The 17979-nt window shown below is 73.0% G+C and carries 16 protein-coding genes; 11 read left to right on the top strand and 5 right to left on the bottom strand.

Translation table 11 applies throughout. The features are described 5' to 3' along the window. The first annotated feature begins 19 nt into the window (after window positions 1–19). The 8 genes from Raf01_RS11075 (at window position 20) to Raf01_RS11040 (ending at window position 8254) form a co-directional block, all read left to right on the top strand. A complete protein-coding gene (locus Raf01_RS11075) occupies window positions 20–1630 on the top strand; it encodes a glycoside hydrolase family protein (protein WP_203917706.1) in 1611 nt (536 codons plus the stop codon). Then, window positions 1627–3189, top strand: coding sequence for a sulfatase family protein (locus Raf01_RS11070; RefSeq protein WP_203917705.1), 1563 nt, complete (start codon window positions 1627–1629; stop codon window positions 3187–3189). Before Raf01_RS11075 ends, Raf01_RS11070 begins: the two co-directional genes overlap by 4 nt. Next, window positions 3153–4160, top strand: a complete 1008-nt coding sequence (locus Raf01_RS11065) for a formylglycine-generating enzyme family protein (protein WP_505973663.1) — start codon at window positions 3153–3155, stop codon at window positions 4158–4160. Before Raf01_RS11070 ends, Raf01_RS11065 begins: the two co-directional genes overlap by 37 nt. Window positions 4161–4267: 107 nt before the next feature. Continuing rightward, on the top strand, window positions 4268–4804 hold the full coding sequence (locus Raf01_RS11060; RefSeq protein ID WP_203917703.1) for an LURP-one-related family protein: 537 nt from the start codon (window positions 4268–4270) through the stop codon (window positions 4802–4804). 80 nt (window positions 4805–4884) lie between these two features. Next, complete coding sequence (locus Raf01_RS11055; RefSeq protein ID WP_203917702.1) at window positions 4885–5886, top strand: NADPH:quinone reductase; 1002 nt, start codon at window positions 4885–4887, stop codon at window positions 5884–5886. Between the two features lie 39 nt (window positions 5887–5925). Then, the gene (locus tag Raf01_RS11050) at window positions 5926–6516 is read left to right on the top strand and encodes a TetR/AcrR family transcriptional regulator (RefSeq protein WP_203917701.1); all 591 of its coding nucleotides are present in this window, start codon (window positions 5926–5928) and stop codon (window positions 6514–6516) included. 130 nt (window positions 6517–6646) lie between these two features. Continuing rightward, the gene (gene phtC / locus Raf01_RS11045; protein WP_203917700.1) at window positions 6647–7399 is read left to right on the top strand and encodes a 3,4-dihydroxyphthalate decarboxylase; all 753 of its coding nucleotides are present in this window, start codon (window positions 6647–6649) and stop codon (window positions 7397–7399) included. A 171-nt stretch (window positions 7400–7570) separates the two neighbouring features. Beyond that, window positions 7571–8254 (top strand): class I SAM-dependent methyltransferase, encoded by a 684-nt coding sequence (locus tag Raf01_RS11040; RefSeq protein WP_239133522.1) that lies wholly within the window; start codon window positions 7571–7573, stop codon window positions 8252–8254. A gap of 51 nt (window positions 8255–8305) precedes the next feature. On the opposite strand, the gene Raf01_RS11035 is transcribed toward Raf01_RS11040, so the two are convergent. Further along, window positions 8306–8965, bottom strand: coding sequence for a response regulator transcription factor (locus tag Raf01_RS11035; RefSeq protein WP_203917699.1), 660 nt, complete (start codon window positions 8963–8965; stop codon window positions 8306–8308). Then, window positions 8917–10014, bottom strand: coding sequence for a sensor histidine kinase (locus tag Raf01_RS11030; RefSeq protein ID WP_203917698.1), 1098 nt, complete (start codon window positions 10012–10014; stop codon window positions 8917–8919). Before Raf01_RS11030 ends, Raf01_RS11035 begins: the two co-directional genes overlap by 49 nt. A 233-nt stretch (window positions 10015–10247) precedes the next feature. Between Raf01_RS11030 and ppk2 the strand changes: the two genes are divergently transcribed. Further along, on the top strand, window positions 10248–11174 hold the full coding sequence (gene ppk2, locus Raf01_RS11025; protein WP_203917697.1) for a polyphosphate kinase 2: 927 nt from the start codon (window positions 10248–10250) through the stop codon (window positions 11172–11174). A gap of 58 nt (window positions 11175–11232) precedes the next feature. Here the strand turns inward: ppk2 and Raf01_RS11020 are convergent, their stop codons facing one another. The 3 genes from Raf01_RS11020 to Raf01_RS11010 are packed head-to-tail and all read right to left on the bottom strand — an operon-like array spanning window position 11233 to window position 16263. Then, window positions 11233–13830: a polynucleotide kinase-phosphatase gene (locus Raf01_RS11020; RefSeq protein WP_275412975.1), complete on the bottom strand. Its 2598-nt coding sequence runs from the start codon at window positions 13828–13830 to the stop codon at window positions 11233–11235. Beyond that, entirely contained in the window at window positions 13827–15482 is a 1656-nt protein-coding gene (locus Raf01_RS11015; RefSeq protein ID WP_203917696.1) for a 3' terminal RNA ribose 2'-O-methyltransferase Hen1, read from the bottom strand. Before Raf01_RS11015 ends, Raf01_RS11020 begins: the two co-directional genes overlap by 4 nt. Before the next feature lie 52 nt (window positions 15483–15534). After that, the gene (locus Raf01_RS11010; RefSeq protein ID WP_203917695.1) at window positions 15535–16263 is read right to left on the bottom strand and encodes a TetR/AcrR family transcriptional regulator; all 729 of its coding nucleotides are present in this window, start codon (window positions 16261–16263) and stop codon (window positions 15535–15537) included. A gap of 182 nt (window positions 16264–16445) precedes the next feature. Here Raf01_RS11010 and Raf01_RS11005 point away from each other — a divergent pair, with 182 nt between their 5' ends. Beyond that, complete coding sequence (locus Raf01_RS11005; RefSeq protein WP_203917694.1) at window positions 16446–17390, top strand: oxidoreductase; 945 nt, start codon at window positions 16446–16448, stop codon at window positions 17388–17390. A 72-nt stretch (window positions 17391–17462) separates the two neighbouring features. Beyond that, a complete protein-coding gene (locus Raf01_RS11000) occupies window positions 17463–17978 on the top strand; it encodes a GNAT family N-acetyltransferase (protein ID WP_203917693.1) in 516 nt (171 codons plus the stop codon). The last annotated feature ends 1 nt before the right edge of the window (window position 17979 follow it).

The following is a 17979-nucleotide window of genomic DNA, read 5'->3' as shown; positions in this document are numbered from 1 at the left end:
TCAGCGAAGAGGAGGCACCATGCGTCGTTTCCTGCTCGTCGCCGCGCTCGCAGCGACCGGGGCGCTGTTCGTCCCGGCCGCGGCGTCGGCGAACGGTGCGCCGTACACCGGCCACCAGTACGACTTCGGCGGCACGGTGACGCCGATCAACGGCAGCATCTCGACGGTCGACTCGATCGCGAACAGCATCACCGCGTCCACCCAGGCGACCGAGGCCGATGTAGCCGCCCACCGCGCGGCCCTCCCGTACGGCGACATCACCCCGGGTGCCGGGCCGGCGCTCAGCCTGTACCCGGGGCCGGCCGGCGTACCCGCGTCCAACCAGTACTCGGTCACGGTGAACGGCCAACCGTCCTTTGTGTACAAGTCGCTGGCCCGCAAGACGGACACCAACCGGGAGCTGGACACGTCGTGGACCAGCTTTTCGTTCGCCGGCTCGGTGACGGTGAGCGTGACGGCGTTGGGCCAGACCGGCCTGACCGGATGCATGGTCCGGCCGTACTCGGCGGCGATCGCCACCACGTTCGCGAACAACACCTGCACGTTTACCATGAGCCGGGCGAAGAACGTGTCGGTCGAGTTCGAGCCGAACATCCACAACCCGATCCTCCACCCGATGCTGGTGTTCGCGAACCCGCCGGAGAACGACGTGCCGCCGGCCACCGGTGACCCGAACGTGCTGTACTTCGGGCCGGGTGTGCACACGATCGGCTCCGGGGTGGTGCTGCACTCGAACGAGACCGTCTACTTGGCCGGCGGCGCGTACGTGCAGGGCGCGTTCATCGCCAACGGCCCGGTGGACAACGTCACCATCAAGGGCCGCGGCGTGCTCGACGGCCTGTTCATGGACACCGGCGACCAGGACGCCAACAAGAACCAGCCGGGCATGATAGACATCGCCGACCAGTCGTCGGCGAACCTGCTCATCGAGGGCATCACGCTGGTCAACGCGCCCCGGTTCAACGTCCGGGCGCTGGCCCAGTACACCACCATCGAAAACGTCAAGACGATGTCCTGGTGGTACAGCACCGACGGGCTCGTGGCCGGCAACAAGGCGGTGGTGGAGAACAACTTCGTGAAGTCGAACGACGACTCCATCAAGCTGTTCTGGGGCGACGAGGTGGTCCGCGGAAACACGGTCTGGCAACTGGAGAACGGCGCGCCGTTCATGATCAGTTGGAACCTGGAGCAGGACAGCAACACGTTCCACGTGTACGACGACGACGTCATCCACGCCGAGCACTACCAGATCGAGAAGTCGGCCATCTTCCGGGCGCTGCACGCCGGCGCCGGTACGCCCAACCGGTACCTGTTCGAGAACATCCGGGTGGAGAACGCGAACTGGCGGCTGTTCTACCTCACGGTCGAGAACAACAAGTGGTACGACCCGACCCTCGGCTACGGCGAGCTGGACCAGCTCATCTTCCGGGACATCCACGCGTACACCAACTTCACCCACCCCAACGTGGTCGCGGGCATCGACGGCACGCACAAGGTACGGGACGTGAACTTCGTCAACGTGTTCACCGAGAACGCCTGCCAGTCCGACGCCAGTGACTTCGACATCGATCCGGCCACCACGAACGCGGTCCGGATCGTCAAGAGCGCCGATGGGAGCTGCTGGACATGACGGATCCGCGCACGCCGCCGAACATCGTGGTCGTGCTCGCCGACGACATGGGCTGGGGGGACCTGGGCTGCTACGGCTCGGCGATCCCGACGCCGCAGATCGACCGGCTGGCCGGCGAGGGGGTGCGGGCCACCAACTGCCACTCGGCGTCGGCGGTCTGCACGCCCAGCCGGTACGCGCTGATGACCGGTCGCTACGCGTGGCGCGGGCCGCTGAAGAACTTCGTCCTCATGGGCCACGGTCCGGCGCTCATCGAGCCGTCCCGCCCGACGCTGGCCAGCGTGCTCCGGCGCGCCGGGTACGCGACCGGGGCGTTCGGCAAGTGGCACCTCGGGCTGGGCTGGCGGCACACCGACGGTTCGGTACGCGACGCGTTCGCCCCCGGCGCGCGGCTGCACGACGACATCGAGACGGACTTCGGGCGCGACATCGACTACACCGCACCGGTGTCCGGCGGCCCGACCGCGCTGGGCTTCGATCGGTTCTTCGGCATCGCCGGCTCGCTGGACATGCCGCCGTACGCGTTCATCGACCAGGATCGCACGGTCGGCGTACCGGAGCGGGAGAAGAAGCGGTACCTCACCGAGCAGCGCCCGGGCCTCGCGGTCGAGGGGTTCGAGGAGAGCGAGGTCGACGCGCGGTTCGTCGCCGAGGCACGCGCCTTCATCCGGGCCCAGGACGGCCCGTTCCTGTGCTACCTGGCGCCGTCCGCGCCGCACCGGCCCAACGTCCCGCCGGCGTTCATCCGCGGCCGTTCCGGGCTGGGGGACCGGGCCGACGGGGTGTGCCTGATCGACTGGGCGGTCGGGCAGCTGCGTGCCGAACTCGAGGCCAAGGGGGTGCTGGACGACACGCTGTTCGTGGTCACCAGCGACAACGGCGCACCGATGATCTTCACCGACGACGGTGACGTCCGGCAGCACCGGCCGAACGGGGACTGGCGGGGACAGAAGGGCGACCTGTGGGACGGCGGGCACCGCGAGCCGTTCATCGCCCGCTGGCCCGGCCGGTTCGCGGCTGGTACGGCGACGGACGCCCCGATCTGCCTCACCGATGTCCTGCCGACCGTGGCGGCGGCGGCCGGACTGTCCGTACCGGTCGAGGACGGGCGCGACATCCTGCCCGTACTCGCCGGTGCGGACCCCGGCGAGTCGGACCGGCCGATCGTCCACCACAGCCTGGGCGGCCGCTTCGCGCTGCGCTCCGGCCGCTGGAAGGCCATCTTCTCGGCCGGGTCCGGCGGCGGCTTCTCCGAGCCGTCCATCACCGACCTGTTCGCCACCGGCTCCGGTAAGGCGCACCCGGCCCCGCCGTGGGACGTGGCGCACCCGGCCGGCCAGCTGTACGACATGGAAGCCGACCCGGCGGAGACGGACAACCTCTGGGATCGCGAGCCGGCCCTGGTCGCGGCGCTGTACGAGCGGCTGCGCGCGATCTGCGGCGACGAGTCGAGCGGGTTGCCCTTCGACGTACCGGTCGACTGGTCTGGGTCGTCGCGCGGCGCCAGACGCGCCGAGCCAGACTGGTCGGTGGGCCCTGGAGTAGGTTCGGTGCGGTGAGCAGCTGTTGTTCCCCGTCTCACGGAGGCGAACCCGCGGCGGGCGGCACTGTAACGTCGGCCGGTCCGGCGCTCGGCTTCGAGCCGCCGCGCCGCACCCGCGCCGAGGTGATCCGGGGCATGGTCGCGGTGCCCGAAGGCCCGTTCCTGATGGGCGGCGACGACCCGGACGCCTTCCCCGACGACGGTGAGGGTCCGGTTCGCGAGGTCTTCGTGTCCGCGTTCCACATCGACCCGAAGGCGGTCACCAACGCCCAGTTCGCGGCGTTCGTCAAGGCGACCGGGTACCGGACCGAGGCCGAGCGCTTCGGGTGGTCGTTCGTGTTCGCGGCGTTCGTCACCGGCGAGGCGGCGCACCGGGTACTCAACGCCAGCGTGCCGCAGGCACCGTGGTGGCTTCCCGTCGAGGGGGCCGACTGGCGCCACCCGGCCGGCCCGGGTACCGGCATCGGCGACAAGCGCAACCACCCGGTGGTGCACGTGTCGTGGGCGGACGCGAACGCGTACGCGACCTGGGCCGGCAAGCGCCTGCCGACCGAGGCGGAGTGGGAGAAGGCGGCCCGGGGCGGGTTGCGCCGGGCCCGCTTCCCGTGGGGCGACGAGTTCACGCCCCGCGGGCAGCACCGCTGCAACACCTGGCAGGGTGAGTTCCCGAGGCGGAACACCGGCCTTGACGGATACCTGTCCACCGCACCGGTCGACGCGTTCCGGCCCAACGGGTACGGGTTGTTCAACACGTCCGGAAACGTCTGGGAGTGGTGCGCCGACTGGTTCAGCGCGGACTGGCACGCTCCGGAGGCCGCGCACACCCGGCGCGATCCGGCCGGCCCCGGCACCGGCGCGTCACGCGTGATGCGCGGCGGCTCGTACCTGTGCCACGAGTCGTACTGCAACCGGTACCGGGTGGCCGCCCGCACCTCCAGTACGCCGGACAGCAGCACCGGCCATCTCGGCTTCCGCTGCGTCGCGTGACGTGACAGGCAGTCCCATAATTGGTCGGAGCCGATCGACGGCTCGACCAGTCTGGCTCGGCGCGTCTGGCGCCGCGCCACGACCCAGACCAGTCGCGGGGGTGCCTCATGATGCAGCCGTACCAGCCGTTCACCGGCGTCCTGCTGATGCCGGACCGGAAGGTGTTCGGGACGACCTCACCGGTGATGTTCCCGAACGGGCAGCCGGTCGCGCAGATCCGCTGGCACAACTGGTCGATGCGCGCCCGCTTCGAGATCCTCGACCCGAGCGGCGCGGTGGAGCTGGCCAACGGCGGCCGCAGCGGCGGCTTCGGCCGCACCTACCGGGTCACCGCCCCGCGCGGCGAGACGCTGCTCGAGTTCAAGGTGGGCTGGTGGGGCAAGGGCACGGTGATCCTGCCCGGCGGTCAGCTGCTGACCACGAAGGGCAGCTGGACCAGCCGCAAGGTCTCCGTCTACGACCAGGTCGAGCGGCCGGTGGCCCGGATCGTCACGACCAGCCGCGCGTTCGCCGTGCGCCAGGACAGCTACGCGTTCGAGGTCGGGGCGCCGGTGCTGTCCATCGCGCAGGCGGTCGGGCTGGCCCAGTGCCTGCGCGCCGCGGCGGAGTCCGCGCGCCAGAGCGCGGCCGCGGCCGGCGGCTGACCGGCCGGGTGTCCGACCCGACCGCTGACAGGTGAGCCGACCCACACCGGGTTACCGGCCGCCTCGACTACGGTGGGACAGTGAGAGCAGTCATCTACGCCAAGTCCGGCGACCCCGACGTCCTGAGTCTCGTCGACCGTCCGGTGCCCGATCCGGGACCGGGCGAGGTACGGGTCGCGGTGCGCGTGTCCGGCGTCAACCCCACTGACTGGAAGTCCCGCCGCCGCCAGATGGGCTTCGACGAGCAGGTACCCAACCAGGACGGCGCCGGTGTCATCGACGCCGTCGGCCCGGGTGTCGACCCGGCCCGGACCGGCCAGCGCGTGTGGATCTGGGAGGCCGCGTGGCAGCGGCCCGGCGGCACCGCCCAGGAGTACGTCGTGCTGCCCGAGCGGCAGGCGGTCGCGCTGCCCGACGGCGCGTCCTTCGACCTCGGCGCGAGCCTCGGGATCCCCGCGCTGACCGCGCACCGCTGCCTGACCGTCGCCGAGGCCGGCCCGCAGCGCCTGGTGCCCGGCGCGCTGTCCGGCCGCACGGTGCTCGTCGCCGGTGGCGCCGGCGCGGTCGGCAACGCCGCGATCCAGCTCGCGGTGTGGTCCGGCGCCCGGGTCGTGACGACCGTCAGCAGCCCGGAGAAGGCCGAGCTGGCCCGCGCGGCGGGCGCCCATCACGTGGTGAACTACCGCACCGAGCAGGCCGCCGAGGCGATCAGGTCGGTGGCGCCCGGCGGCGTCGACATCGTGGTCGAGGTGGCCCCGGCGACCAACGCGGCACTCGACGGCGACGTGCTCGCGGCGAATGGCGTGGTCGCGATGTACGCCAACGAGAGCGCGGAGCCGGTGATCCCGCTCGGTCGGGGCTATGCGCTCAACGCGCGCTGGCAGGGCGTCCTGGTCTACACCGTGCCGGTCGAGGCCAAGGAGCACGCGGTGGCCGACGTCGTCGCCGCGGTCGCGGCCGGGGCCGTACGGGTGGGTCCGGACGCCGGCCTCCCGCTGCACCACTTCCCGCTGGAGCGCATCGCCGACGCGCACGCCGCCGTGGAGAACAACGCGGTCGGCAAGGTACTGGTCACCATCTGACGATCGATCGTAGGCGTAGCCTGTACGCTGTCAAGCGCCATGCCGCGCCCACGGTCACTCACTCAGCCCCAGCTGGCCGCCGCCGCTCTCGCCGTCATCGACCGCGACGGGCTCGGCGGGCTGACCATGCGCGCCGTCGCCGACCAGCTGGGCATGAGCACGATGGCGCTGTACCGGTACGTGCGCGACCGTGAGGAGCTGGAGCGCCTGGTCGTCGAGCTGGTTCTCGAGGCGGTCGACCCGAGCCGGCCGACCGAGGACACGTGGCGCCGGCAGATCGAGGTACTGGTCGGGCGCATCCGGGACGCGATCGGCGCCCACCCGGCGATCGTCCCGCTGACCCTCATCCACCGGCAGAGCCTGCCCGCCCCACTGCGCTGGGGCGAGAGCGTGCTGGCCGTCCTGGCCGACGCGGGCGTCGAGGCCGCGCGGCGCCCGGTGGCGCTGCGCGGCCTGATGAGCTACGTCGTCGGCGCCATCCAGCTGGAACACCTGGACGAGATCGACCCGGCCGAAGGCCGCCACCGCGGCGACGCCCTGAGCCAGACGGCACGGCACGGCCGGACGATCGGACCCGACGAGGAGTTCGGCGGCGGGCTCGCCATCCTGCTCGACGGCCTGCGGCTGTGATGCGGCCTAGGGCTGTGATGTGCGGTCTGGGGCCGTGGACGCGCGGCCGGTGGGGCGTGCGGCGCGGCACCGGCGTCCTTGACCCGTTCGCCCACCCACCCTATGGTCAGTATGCCTAACGGTAAGACCAATGAGCAGCGGAAGGGCCGACGTGACGAGCCGACCTGACCTGGCCGAACTGCGCGAGACGGTGGCCGTCGCATGCCGGGTGATGGCCGAGCGCGGCCTCGTGGAACACGTTCTCGGCCACATCAGCGCCCGGCTGTCGGCCAGCGAACTGCTCGTCCGCTGCCGTGGTCCGGAGGAGTCCGGGCTGGCGTACACCACCGCCGAGGACATCCTGCCGGTCTCGCTGGACGGCGGCGGTGACCACGGCGCCTGGGCCGCACCGAACGAACTGCCGATCCACACCGAGTTGATGCGGCGGCGCCCGGCGATCGGCGCCGTCGTGCACGCCCACCCACCCGCCGTGGTGGCGCTGTCCCTGGTCGGTGTTCCGCCGCAGCCGATCTACGGTGCCTACGACATCCCCGGCGCCCGGCTCGCCGCCGACGGCATCCCGACCTGGGACCGCTCCTCGCTGATCCGGACACCCGCCCTCGCCGCCGAGATGGCCGACGCCCTCGGCGACCGGCCGGTGCTGATCCTGCGCGGCCACGGACTGGTCAGCGTCGCCGAGGGGCCGCCGCGGCTCGCGGTCGCCCGGGCGGTACTCCAGGCGGTCGCGGTCGACACCCTGGCCCGGACCACGCTCACCGTGCTCTCGTCCGGCGGAGTACCGCGACCGATCAGCGACGAGGACCTGGCCGAGTTGCCCGACCTCGGCTCCGGCTTCACCGTCGACACGCTGTGGCGGCACCTGTGCCGCCGTCTCACCGCCTGACTACGGTCCCGGGTCGTGGCGCGGTGCCAGACGTGCCGAGCCGGACTGGTAGGACCGGCAGCGCTCTGAATCGTGAGCGCGCGACCGGCGCCGTGCGCTTTCAGCGAAACGCGTGCCGCGCTCGCCCCACCGCTGGCTACATTGGCCCGGTACGGGAGCGAGGAGGGCGCCATGGCACCGGTGGCGGCGTACGACGAGATCGCTGACTGGTACGAGACGACGTTCGTCGGCGAACGGGGCGGCAACACCTCGCTGGGCGTCGACGACGCGCTGCGCGACCTGCTCGGGCCGGTCCCGTCCGGCCGGCGGGACGACCCGTGCCTGCTGGTCGGCTGCGGCACCGGCGCGTACACCGACCTCGTCCGCGACCTGGGCTGGAGTCCGGTCGGCGTGGACCTCTCGGCCGGGATGCTGCGCCACGCGATGGCGCGGCTGCCGGTGGCCCGGGCCGACGCCGAGCGGCTGCCGATCCGGGACGGCTCGGTTCCGGCCGCGACCGCCGTGATGGTGCACACCGACATGCCCGGCTACCCGGCCGTGCTGCGCGAGGCGGCCCGCGCGCTGGCGCCCGGCGGGGTGTTCGTGCACATCGGCGTGCACCCGTGCTTCTGCGGTGGGTTCGCCGACTTCGCCGATCCCCGCGCGGTCGTCATCCGGCCCGGCTACCGGGACAGCTACTGGACCAAGCAGTCGTGGACCAACCAGGGGCTGCGCGACAAGGTCGGTGCCATGCACCGTCCCCTCCCCGAGTTGCTGCACGCCTTCCTCGACGCCGGGCTGGTGCTGGAGCGGTTCGCCGAGGGCGGCTCGCCGACCCCGACCATGTTCGCCGCCCGGGCACGCAAGCCGCGCTGACCGCGGCCCGATTCCGGGCGAATGAGCCGGCCGACCGACCGGCATGGGTGCTCACTCGTCCGGGTCGGCGTCCCTCAGGTACTCCAGCACGGCCAGGACCCGCCGGTTGTCGTCCGGGTCGCCGGGCAGGTCGAGCTTCGTGAGGATGTTCGTGATGTGCTTGCCGACGGCTTTCTCGGTGACCACCAGCGCGGCGGCGATCGCCGCGTTCGACCGGCCCTCCGCCATCAGAGCGAGCACCTCGCGCTCCCGGCCGGTCAGCCGCGCCATCGGCCGGCGCCGGTCGGCACGGGTCAGCAGGCGGGACACCACCTTCGGGTCCAGTACCGTGCCGCCGTCGGCGACCCGCCGTACCGCGTCCACGAACGCGTCCACGTCGGCGACCCGGTCCTTCAGCAGGTACCCGATGCCGCCGTCGCCGGAGGCCATCAGCTGCCGGGCGTACAGGTGCTCCACGTACTGGCTGAGCACCAGCACCGGCATGCCGGGCCGCCGGGTACGGATGTCGATCGCCGCGGCCAGCCCCTCGGTCGTGAACGTCGGCGGCATCCGCACGTCCACCACGGCGAGGTCGACGGGTGACTCGTCGATCGCCGCGGCCAGTGCCACCGGATCGGCGACGGCCGCGACGACCTCGATGTCGTACGCCTGCAGCAGCCGGGTCAAGCCGTCCCGGAGGAGGACGTGGTCTTCAGCGATGACAACGCGCAAGGTATCTCCATCGTGACTGTGGTGCGGCCGCTGTCCGGGCTGCTCACCCGGATCGTGCCGTCGAACGTCTCCAGGCGCCGGGCCACCCCGGACAACCCGGTACCGGCGCCGATCCGCGCCCCGCCTCGGCCGTCGTCGCCGACCACGACTGACAGCCGCCCGTCGCGGTGCTTCAGGTCCACCCAGGCGCGGTTGGCTCCGGCGTGCTTCCCGACGTTGGCCAGGCACTCCGCGACGGCGAAGTAGGCGGCCGACTCGACCGGCGCCGGCGGGCGCCCCGGCACGTCGGCGGCGACGGACACCGGGACGGCCATGTCCAGGGCCAGCGCCTCCACCGCGCCGGCCAGCCCGAGGTCGGCGAGGACCGGCGGGTGGATGCCGTGTACCACCGCCCGGATGTCGTCGAGGGCGGCCAGGGCGGTCGCCCGCGCCTCGGCGAGTACCCCGGCCAGCGCCGCCGGATCGGTGGCCACCAGGCGCTGCGCCATGCCGAGCCCCATCGCGAGCGACACGATCCGGGCCTGCGCACCGTCGTGCAGGTCGCGCTCGATGCGCCGCAGTTCGGCCGCGTGAACGTCGACCGCGCTGCTGCGCGTCCGGGTGAGTACGGCGACCCGCCGGATCAGCTCCTGCTCGCGCTCGGGCGGCAGGCGGGCGACGATCCAGGCGTGGCCGCCGAGTACCAGGGCATACAGGAGAGCCGGCAGGATCGGCCAGAACCACCCAAGTCCGGACAGCAGCCAGATCGTCACGTCCATGACGATCAGCACGACGGTGACCGCGCCGTGGATGGCCAGCCTGCGCCGCCGACCGGCCGGGCCGCGCGCCGCGCCGAGCACCGCCGCGGCGAGCACGACCGGGAGCAGCGTGCCGAACCACACCCATCTCGGCCAGAAATAGCCCTGACCGGTCAGCGCCCAGGTGACGGTGCACGCGGCGCCCGCGACCACCGCCGCGATCGCGCAGTCGAGCACGCCCCTGCGCCAGCGCCCCACCCGGCGGTCGCGGTCGGCGCCGGACCGGTCGCCGAAGGTGATCGCCTCCGCCATGTGTGCCAGGCTAACGGTCACCGACCCCGAGCGGGATCGGGGGGATCACCCCAGCTTCGCCGGCGGCGGGGGCTTCACGGCCCGCGCTGACGGTTCCGCCGGCGGTGGTCGCGGACGGCTCGGCGGTGGCCGCCGGCCGGCCAGGACACGGCGCGCGGGTAACGGCCGGATGACCATCAGGTGCCTGACCCGGCTCTCTCGTCACCGCTCCCGCAACCGCCTAGCCTGGGCGTATGGCTCAACCCGCCCCCATGAACGAGCTGCTGCTGGACCGGCTGGACCAATACCGGGTCAAGGACGACGACGATGACGATCCCGTCCTGGTCAACCAGGACGGCGAGCCGGTGGACACCTGGCGGGAGGGCTACCCGTACCCGGAGCGGATGAGCCGGCCGGAATACGAGCACCAGAAGCGGCTGCTGCAGATCGAGCTGCTCAAGCTCCAGAACTGGATGAAAGCCTCGGGGGAGCGGTTGATGGTGCTCTTCGAGGGGCGCGACGCGGCCGGCAAGGGCGGCACCATCAAGCGGTTCATGGAGCACCTGAACCCGCGGGGCGCCCGGGTCGTCGCGCTGGAGAAGCCGAGCGAGCGCGAGTCCACCCAGTGGTACTTCCAGCGGTACATCCAGCACCTGCCGGCGGCCGGGGAGATCGTGCTGTTCGACCGGTCCTGGTATAACCGGGCCGGCGTCGAGCGGGTGATGGGCTACTGCACCCGTCCCGAATACCTGGAGTTCATGCGCCAGGCGCCGGAGCTGGAGCGGATGCTCGTGCGCTCCGGCATCCACCTGGTGAAGTTCTGGTTCTCGGTGTCCCGGCGCGAGCAGCAGACCAGGTTCGTGATCCGGCAGATCGACCCGGTACGGCAGTGGAAGCTCTCGCCGACCGACCTGGCGTCGCTGGACCGGTGGAGCGACTACACCGAGGCGAAGGAGGCGATGTTCTTCTACACGGACACCGCCGACGCCCCCTGGACGGTCATCAAGAGCAACGACAAGAAGCGCGGCCGCATCCAGGCCATGCGCCACGTGCTGAGCCTGTTCGACTACGACAGCAAGGACGTCGAGCTGATCGGCACCCCCGACCCGCTGCTGGTCGGCCGCGCGTCGCAGCTGTTCGAGGTCGACGAGCGGCCGGGCCAGCAGTTCCCGCAGCTGTAGCGCGCACCACGCCACCCGCCGCGGGAACCACCGACCGCGGGACTCACCGCCGCGGCGGCTACAGCCGCGGGTCCACCGGTTCGGACTCCAGCGCGAGCACCGCGAACACCGGTTCGTGGACCCGCCACAGCGGTTCGCCGGCGGCGACCCGGGACAGGGCCTCCAGGCCGAGGGCATACTCGCGCAGCGCCAGCGACCGCTTGCGGTTCAGGCTGCGGCGCTCGCGCAGCCGGTCGAGGTTCGCCGGTTCGGTGTAGTCCGGGCCGTAGATGATCCGCAGGTACTCCCGGCCCCGCACCTTGACGCCGGGCTGTGCCGGGACGCGCCCGGCGCGGACCAGGTTGTCCCACGGCTTGACCACCATGCCCTCGCCGCCGGCCTCGGTCAGCTCCCGCCACCAGGCGATCCCGGCCGCGACGGAGTCCGGGTCGGTGGTGTCGACGGCCAGCCGCCGGGTGGTCTCGATCAGGTCGGGTGCCGCCTCGGCGAGCCGGTCCGCGACGTCCAGGTGCCAGCCGTGGTCGCGGTCCTGGTAGGTCGCCCCCTCCGAAGCGAGCAGCTGGAACGGGGCGATCCGGACGCCGTCCAGGCCGTCGGTGGGCCAGCAGTAGCGGCGGTACGCCTCGGTGAACGCCTCCGCGTTGACCGCCCGGGCGCGGGTACGGGTCAGCAGCGCGTCCACGTCCAGCCCGGAGCCCCGGGCGGCGGTCAGCGCCTCGACGGCGGCCGGCAGTGCCGACCGGGCCGCCGCCCCGACCGCCGCGTACTGGTGGCGCAACAGCTCCTCGGCCTTGGCCGACCAGGGCAGCAGCTCGCAGTCCAGCAGCAGCCATCCGGTGTCCAGCCGGTCCCACAGCCCGGCGGCGGTGGCGGTCGCGCGCAGCCGGTCCACCAGCGCCGCGGTCGTCTCCGGTCCGAAGAACGGCCGGCCGGTCCGGGTGTAGACCACGCCGCCCGCGTCCTCGGCGACGCCGAACCGCCGCACGGCCACCTGCTCGTCGCGGCAGATCAGGGCGACGGCGCGGGAGCCCATGTGCTTCTGCTCGCAGATGACCCGCGCGACACCGTCGGCCCGGTACGCGTCGAACGCCTCGGCCGGGTGCTCCAGCAGGTCCGGCTGCGCCGAGGTGGCGCACGGCGCCATGGTCGGCGGCAGGTACAGCAACCAGTGCGGGTCCAGCGCGAACCGGCTCATCACCTCCAGGGCTCCGGCCGCCTGCTCCTCGCGTACCGTCACGCGACCCAGCAGGCCGGTCTCGACCCCGCGCCGGCCGAGCACGTCGTCGATGTCGAGCAGGTCGGGCTCCCGGCGGCCGGAATCCTCACCCGGGCGCGGGAACGGCTTCGCCGGCTCGTACCAGACCCGGTGCGCTGGCACCGAGACGACGTGCTTCTCCGGGTACCGCAGCGCGGTCAGCTTCCCGCCGAACACGCAGCCGGTGTCCAGGCACATGGTGTTGTTGACCCACACCGGTTCCGGGGTCGGTGTGTGTCCATAGAGGACCATCGCGGGACCCCGGTAGTCGTCGGCCCAGGGGTAGCGCACCGGCAACCCGAACTCGTCGGTCTCTCCGGTGGTCTCGCCGTACAGGGCGAAGCTGCGCACCCGGCCGGACGCCCGGCCCTGGTACGCCTCCTTCAGGCCGGCGTGCGCGACCACCAGCCGGCCGCCGTCGAGGATCCGGTGCGACACCAGGTCGCGGCAGAACGCCAGCACCTCGGCGCGGAACTCGTCGGACTCGCCGGCCAGCTGGTCCAGCGTCTCGGCCAGCCCGTGAGTGCGCTGGACACTCCGGCCGGACAGCGCCTTGACCAGCTTGTTCTCGTGGTTGCCCGGGACCGCCTGCGCGTGCCCGGCGGCGACCATGCCCATCACCAGGCGCAGTACGCCGGGGGAGTCGGGGCCGCGGTCGACCAGGTCGCCGAGGAACACCGCGGTCCGCTCCGGGTGCGCCGCGTCGACCGGCCGGCCCGAGGAGTCCCGGCTGATCTGGTACCCGAGCGCCTCCAGCAACTCCTCCAGCTCGGCGCGGCAGCCGTGTACGTCCCCGATGACGTCGAACGGTCCGGTCAGGTGCCGGAAGTCGGAGAGCAGCCGCTCGCGCACCACCACGGCGGCGGAGATCTCCCGCTCATCGTGCAGCACGTGCACCCGGCGGAACCCTTCCCGGGCCAGCCCGCGCAGGCTCCGGCGCAACTGGTCGCGCTGCCGGCGAACGACGTGCGCTCCGAAGTCGCGGTCCGGGCGCTGCGCGTTGCGCCGGACGCAGACCTTCTCGGGTACGTCGAGCACCACGGCCACCGGCAGGACGTCGTGCGCCCTGGCCAGCTCGACGAGCTTGCGCCGCGCCTCGGGCTGCGTGTTCGTCGCGTCCACCACGGTCAGGCGCCCGGCGGCCAGCCGCTTCCCGGCGATGTAGTGCAGGACGTCGAACGCGTCGGCGGTGGCCGCCTGGTCGTTCTCGTCCCCGGAGACCAGACCCCGGCAGTAGTCGCTGGAGATCACCTCGAACGGGCCGAAGTGGTCGCGCGCGAACGTGGACTTGCCCGAGCCGGAGACGCCGACGAGGACCACGAGGGCCATGGCGGGGATGCCGAGCCGGATCGGCTCGGTGGCCGGGACGGTAGCCGATGCTTCGGTCAGCGTGTCGCTCACGCGGCCTCCCCCTTCGCCTCGTCGTCGGCGGTCGTCCCCGACGCCTCGTTCGTCTTCGCCGACGCCTCGTTCGTTTCCGCCGTGCCGCCGGTCATGTCGGCGACTGCCTTGCTGTCGCTGGCGTCGGTGAACACGGCCAACTGGGTGGGCGACCCGACCTCGGGGTCGTCCGGCCCGACGGGCTCGTGCCGCACCGCGTACCCGTACCGGGACGCGACCCCGGCCGCCCACTGGCGGAACTGCTCGCGCGTCCACTCGAACCGGTGGTCGCGGTGGCGCAGGGTACCGGCGGGCAGCCCCGGGTACCGCACGTTGTACTCCGCGTTCGGGGTGGTCACCACGACCGTACCGGGCCGGGCGTACCCGAACACGCAACGTTCCAGCGCCGGCAGGCGCGGCGGGTCCAGGTGCTCGATGACCTCCATGAGCACGGCCGCGTCGAAGCCGGCGATGCGGGTGTCGCGGTAGGTCAGCGACGACTGGATCAGCGTCACCCGGTCGCGGCGCTTCTCGGGCAGCCGGTCCAGTCGCAGCCGGCGCGCGGCGACCTCCAGCGCCCGGTGCGACACGTCGACCCCGAGCACCTGCGTGACCGACGGCTCGTCGAGCAGGTCCCCGGTCAGCGCACCTCCGCCGCACCCCAGGTCGACGACCCGCCCGGCGCCGGCGGCGCGCAACGCGGCCAGCACCGCGTTCCTGCGCTGGACGGCCAGCCCCGGCTGCCGGTCGGCAACCGCCTCGGAAGCCTCGTCGGCGGTCCCCGCCGCCGTTGCCTGGGTTCCGCCGGCCACAAGGGTGTCGGCCGTTGCAAGAGTTCCGGTCGCCACAAGGGTGTCGGCCGTTGGCGGGATTCCCGCGGGCTCGGCCGGCTCGTCGTCGGGCACCGCGTTGTCCAGCACCTCTGGCTCCGTGTCGTCGACCTCGGCCAGCCGCCCGACCGCCGTGGTCACCAGGCCGCGCCGGTGCGCCAGGTACCGCTCGGCGATCAGGCGGCGCTCCGGGTGGGTACCCAGCCAACCCTGCCCGGCCCGGACCAGCTTCTCGACCTCGTCGATGCCGACCCAGTAGTGCTTCGCGTCGTCCAGCACGGGCAGCAGCACGTACAGGTGGTTCAGCGCATCCGCCAGCCGTACCTCGCCGGACAGCCGCAGGTCGAGGTAGCGGGACTCGCCCCACGCCGGAATCGCCGGGTCCAGCGCGACCGCGGTGGCCCGCACCGACCAGCCCAGCGGGGCGAACAGCCGCTCGGCCAGGGCCGCGCCGCCCCGGCATGCCAGCGCCGGCACGTGGATCGCCAGCGGCAGCGGCCGGCCGGGCAGGTCGGGCCGCGCGTCACAGCGTCCGGCCAGCGCGGTGCGGAACACCCGGCCGAGGGCGACCGCGAGCATCGACGAGGCCGCGTACGGCCGGTCGTTGACGTACTGCGCCAGCGAGAACGCGTCCGGCGCACCGGCTCGCCTGCCGCGTACCAGCGCGATGGGGTCGACCTCCAGCAGCAGCGCCGCGGTGCACCGCCGCTCGTCGGCCTCCGGGTAGAACACGTGCGCGCGGCCGGCCGCCAGGTCGAACTCCTGCACCCGCCCCGGATGCTTGTGCAGCAGGAATCCGAGGTCGGTGGCTACAGGCGCGGTCGAGGTGATGGTCAGCAGCACCGCAACAGTGTGCCCCAACCGGGCACGCGTGATCGACGGGAATATCCGGGCGCTAGCCGGCCACCGGCGGGCCGGGAGGCGTCTCATGCGGGCCGGGAGGTGTCGCGCGCAGCCCCGCGCAGACCACCGCGATGACCCGGTCCAGCCCGCTGCTGTCGTTGGCACCGTCGTCGTTGGCGCCATGGTCGCCGTCGCCCGGCTCGTCGCGGTCAGCGTCCCGGCCGTCCTCGGCCGCCCGGGCGAGGCAGCCGGCCATCAGCGCCTTCACGTCGGTGTAGGTGATGCCGGCCCGGACCGAGCCCGCCTCCCGTGCCCGGCCGAGCAGGGCACGCAGCCGGCCGGGTACGTCGTGCCCGGCGCGCACCGCCGCCGCCTCGACGTCGCAGGCCCCGGCGAGCGCCTCGGCGAGACCCCGGTGGGCGGCCCCCTCGTGAATCAGCGTGGCGAAGAACGCGAAGAACGCCTCGCCCGGCTCCCGGGTGGCGGCCAGTTCGTCCGCCCGGCCGGCCAGCACCGCCATGCGGTCCAGCAGGATCGCCGCGAACAGGTCCTCCTTGGTGGGAAAATGGCGGCTGACCGTGCCGGTACCCACCCCGGCACGCCGGGCGATCTCGTGGACCGGCACCGACAGCCCCTCGGCGGCGAACACCTCCGCCGCCGTCTGGAGCACCCGGGCCCGGTTGCGCTGGGCGTCCGCGCGGGGCGCCCGACCGGGGCGCGGGCCGTCGCCGGCGGTCCCGGCGCCGGCCGGGGTACCGGTCGTGGAGGGCGTGTCCGTCATCGCCGGTTCGCGCCTCCTCGCCGTGTCGGACTCGCTCATCGGACTCGCTATTCGGACGACCCGGGACGTACGCCCCGGACCAGTCGGTACGGCCGTCCCCACCGGACGTCCATCCCGACACTAGATGGCGGTCGCGCCGGCAACCAGCGACGCGGCGGCGGGCACCTGTGGAGGTGACGCGAGTGAGCCGTTGGACGGACGGGTGGGTCGCCGGCGAGGTCGGCGACCAGCGGGGGCGCACCGCCGTCGTCACCGGGGCCAACACCGGCATCGGGTTCGAGACCGCGACGGTCCTCGCCGCGCACGGCGCCACCGTGGTCCTCGCCTGCCGGGACGCCGGCCGGGCGAACGCCGCGGCCGCGCGGATCGCCGGCACGGTACCGGATGCGGCGGTCGACCCGCTGGGCCTCGACCTCGCCTCGCTCGCCTCGGTATGCCAGGCCGCCGACCGGATCCGGTCGCGGTACCCGCGCCTGGATCTGCTGATCAACAACGCGGGGCTGATGATGCCGCCGTTCGGCCGGACCGAGGACGGTTTCGAGCGCCAGTTCGGCACCAACCATCTCGGCCACTTCGCGCTGACCGGGCGGCTGCTCGACCGGCTGCTGCCCACCCCGGGCGCCCGGATCGTGACGGTCAGCAGCCTGGTCCACCGTGGCGGCCGGATCGACTTCGACGACCTGCACTTCGCGCGCCGCCGGTACCGGAGGCCGGCCGCGTACAGCCAGTCGAAGCTGGCGAACCTGATGTTCACCCTTGAACTGCAGCGCCGCCTGGCCGCCGCGGCCGCCCGCCCGGTCGCGCTGGCGGCGGAGCCCGGCCTGGTACCGACCGAGCTTCCGCGCCACACCGCCGCCCCGGCGCGCCTGGCCGTGTGGCTGCTGACCCGGCTGGCCGGGCAGCCGGATGCCGCCACCGGTGCGCTCGCCACACTGCGGGCGGCGACCGACCCGCGGGCGCGCGGCGGCGAGTACTACGGGCCGGACGGGCGGCTGCTGCGGGCATCCGGGCACCCGGTCCGGATCGAGCCGAGCGAGGCGGCCCGCGACCCGGAGGCGCAGCGCCGGCTGTGGGCCGAGTCGGAGCGCCTGACCGGCGTCACCTACCGGTTCGGCGGGCCGGCCTGACATCCGGGGCAGGGAGCCGGCCGTTCCGGCCCGGCCGGCCGGCGCGGGCGGCCGGGCGCGATACTGGCGGTCATGTCAGTCGTGGTACGCCCGGCCACCGTCGACGACGCCGCCGGCCTGGCCCAGCTCTGGATCGACAGCGGCCGGTTTTTCGCCAGCATCAACCCGGACACCGCGCAGGAGCCCGACCCCGACGGTCTGGTGGAGTGGTTCGCCGAGCTGTACCAGAAGCTCGTCGCCGATCCGTCGATGCTCGTCCTCACCGCCGCGGTGGACGGCACGCTGGCCGGAGAACTGTCCGCCCGGCTCCTCGAGCCGCTGCCGTCGGCCGCCCGCCAGGTGCAGAGCGACTTCCGGCGCCGCCGGGTGCACGTCGACTCGCTGAGCGTCGCCGAGCCGTACCGGCGGTCCGGGGTCGGTACCGCGCTCATGACGGCGGCCGAGCGGTGGGCCGTCGAGCGGGGAGCCGAGGTGGTGACCCTGGAGAGCAACGCGGACAACCCGACCTCGATGCCGTTCTACGAGCACCGCATGGGGTACCGCCGGCACGAGGTCGTGTTCCGCAAGGTGCTGGACGCCCGAGGGTAGC

Origin of the sequence: Rugosimonospora africana, from assembly GCF_016862975.1 — a bacterium.
Lineage (GTDB): Bacteria > Actinomycetota > Actinomycetes > Mycobacteriales > Micromonosporaceae > Rugosimonospora > Rugosimonospora africana.
The sequence above is the reverse complement of the archived record's forward strand: the minus strand, read 5'-3'. Positions and strand labels throughout refer to the sequence as shown.

What these genes read in the sequence shown, in the direction of transcription:
- ppk2 (WP_203917697.1), top strand. Translation starts at nt 10,248, where the DNA reads ATGGCTCAACCCGCCCCCATGAACGAGCTGCTGCTGGACCGGCTGGAC.
- Raf01_RS11040 (WP_239133522.1), top strand. Translation starts at nt 7,571, where the DNA reads ATGGCACCGGTGGCGGCGTACGACGAGATCGCTGACTGGTACGAGACG.
- Raf01_RS11030 (WP_203917698.1), bottom strand. Translation starts at nt 10,014, where the DNA reads ATGGCGGAGGCGATCACCTTCGGCGACCGGTCCGGCGCCGACCGCGAC.
- Raf01_RS11050 (WP_203917701.1), top strand. Translation starts at nt 5,926, where the DNA reads ATGCCGCGCCCACGGTCACTCACTCAGCCCCAGCTGGCCGCCGCCGCT.
- Raf01_RS11070 (WP_203917705.1), top strand. Translation starts at nt 1,627, where the DNA reads ATGACGGATCCGCGCACGCCGCCGAACATCGTGGTCGTGCTCGCCGAC.
- Raf01_RS11060 (WP_203917703.1), top strand. Translation starts at nt 4,268, where the DNA reads ATGATGCAGCCGTACCAGCCGTTCACCGGCGTCCTGCTGATGCCGGAC.
- phtC (WP_203917700.1), top strand. Translation starts at nt 6,647, where the DNA reads ATGAGCAGCGGAAGGGCCGACGTGACGAGCCGACCTGACCTGGCCGAA.
- Raf01_RS11000 (WP_203917693.1), top strand. Translation starts at nt 17,463, where the DNA reads ATGTCAGTCGTGGTACGCCCGGCCACCGTCGACGACGCCGCCGGCCTG.
- Raf01_RS11075 (WP_203917706.1), top strand. Translation starts at nt 20, where the DNA reads ATGCGTCGTTTCCTGCTCGTCGCCGCGCTCGCAGCGACCGGGGCGCTG.
- Raf01_RS11010 (WP_203917695.1), bottom strand. Translation starts at nt 16,263, where the DNA reads ATGACGGACACGCCCTCCACGACCGGTACCCCGGCCGGCGCCGGGACC.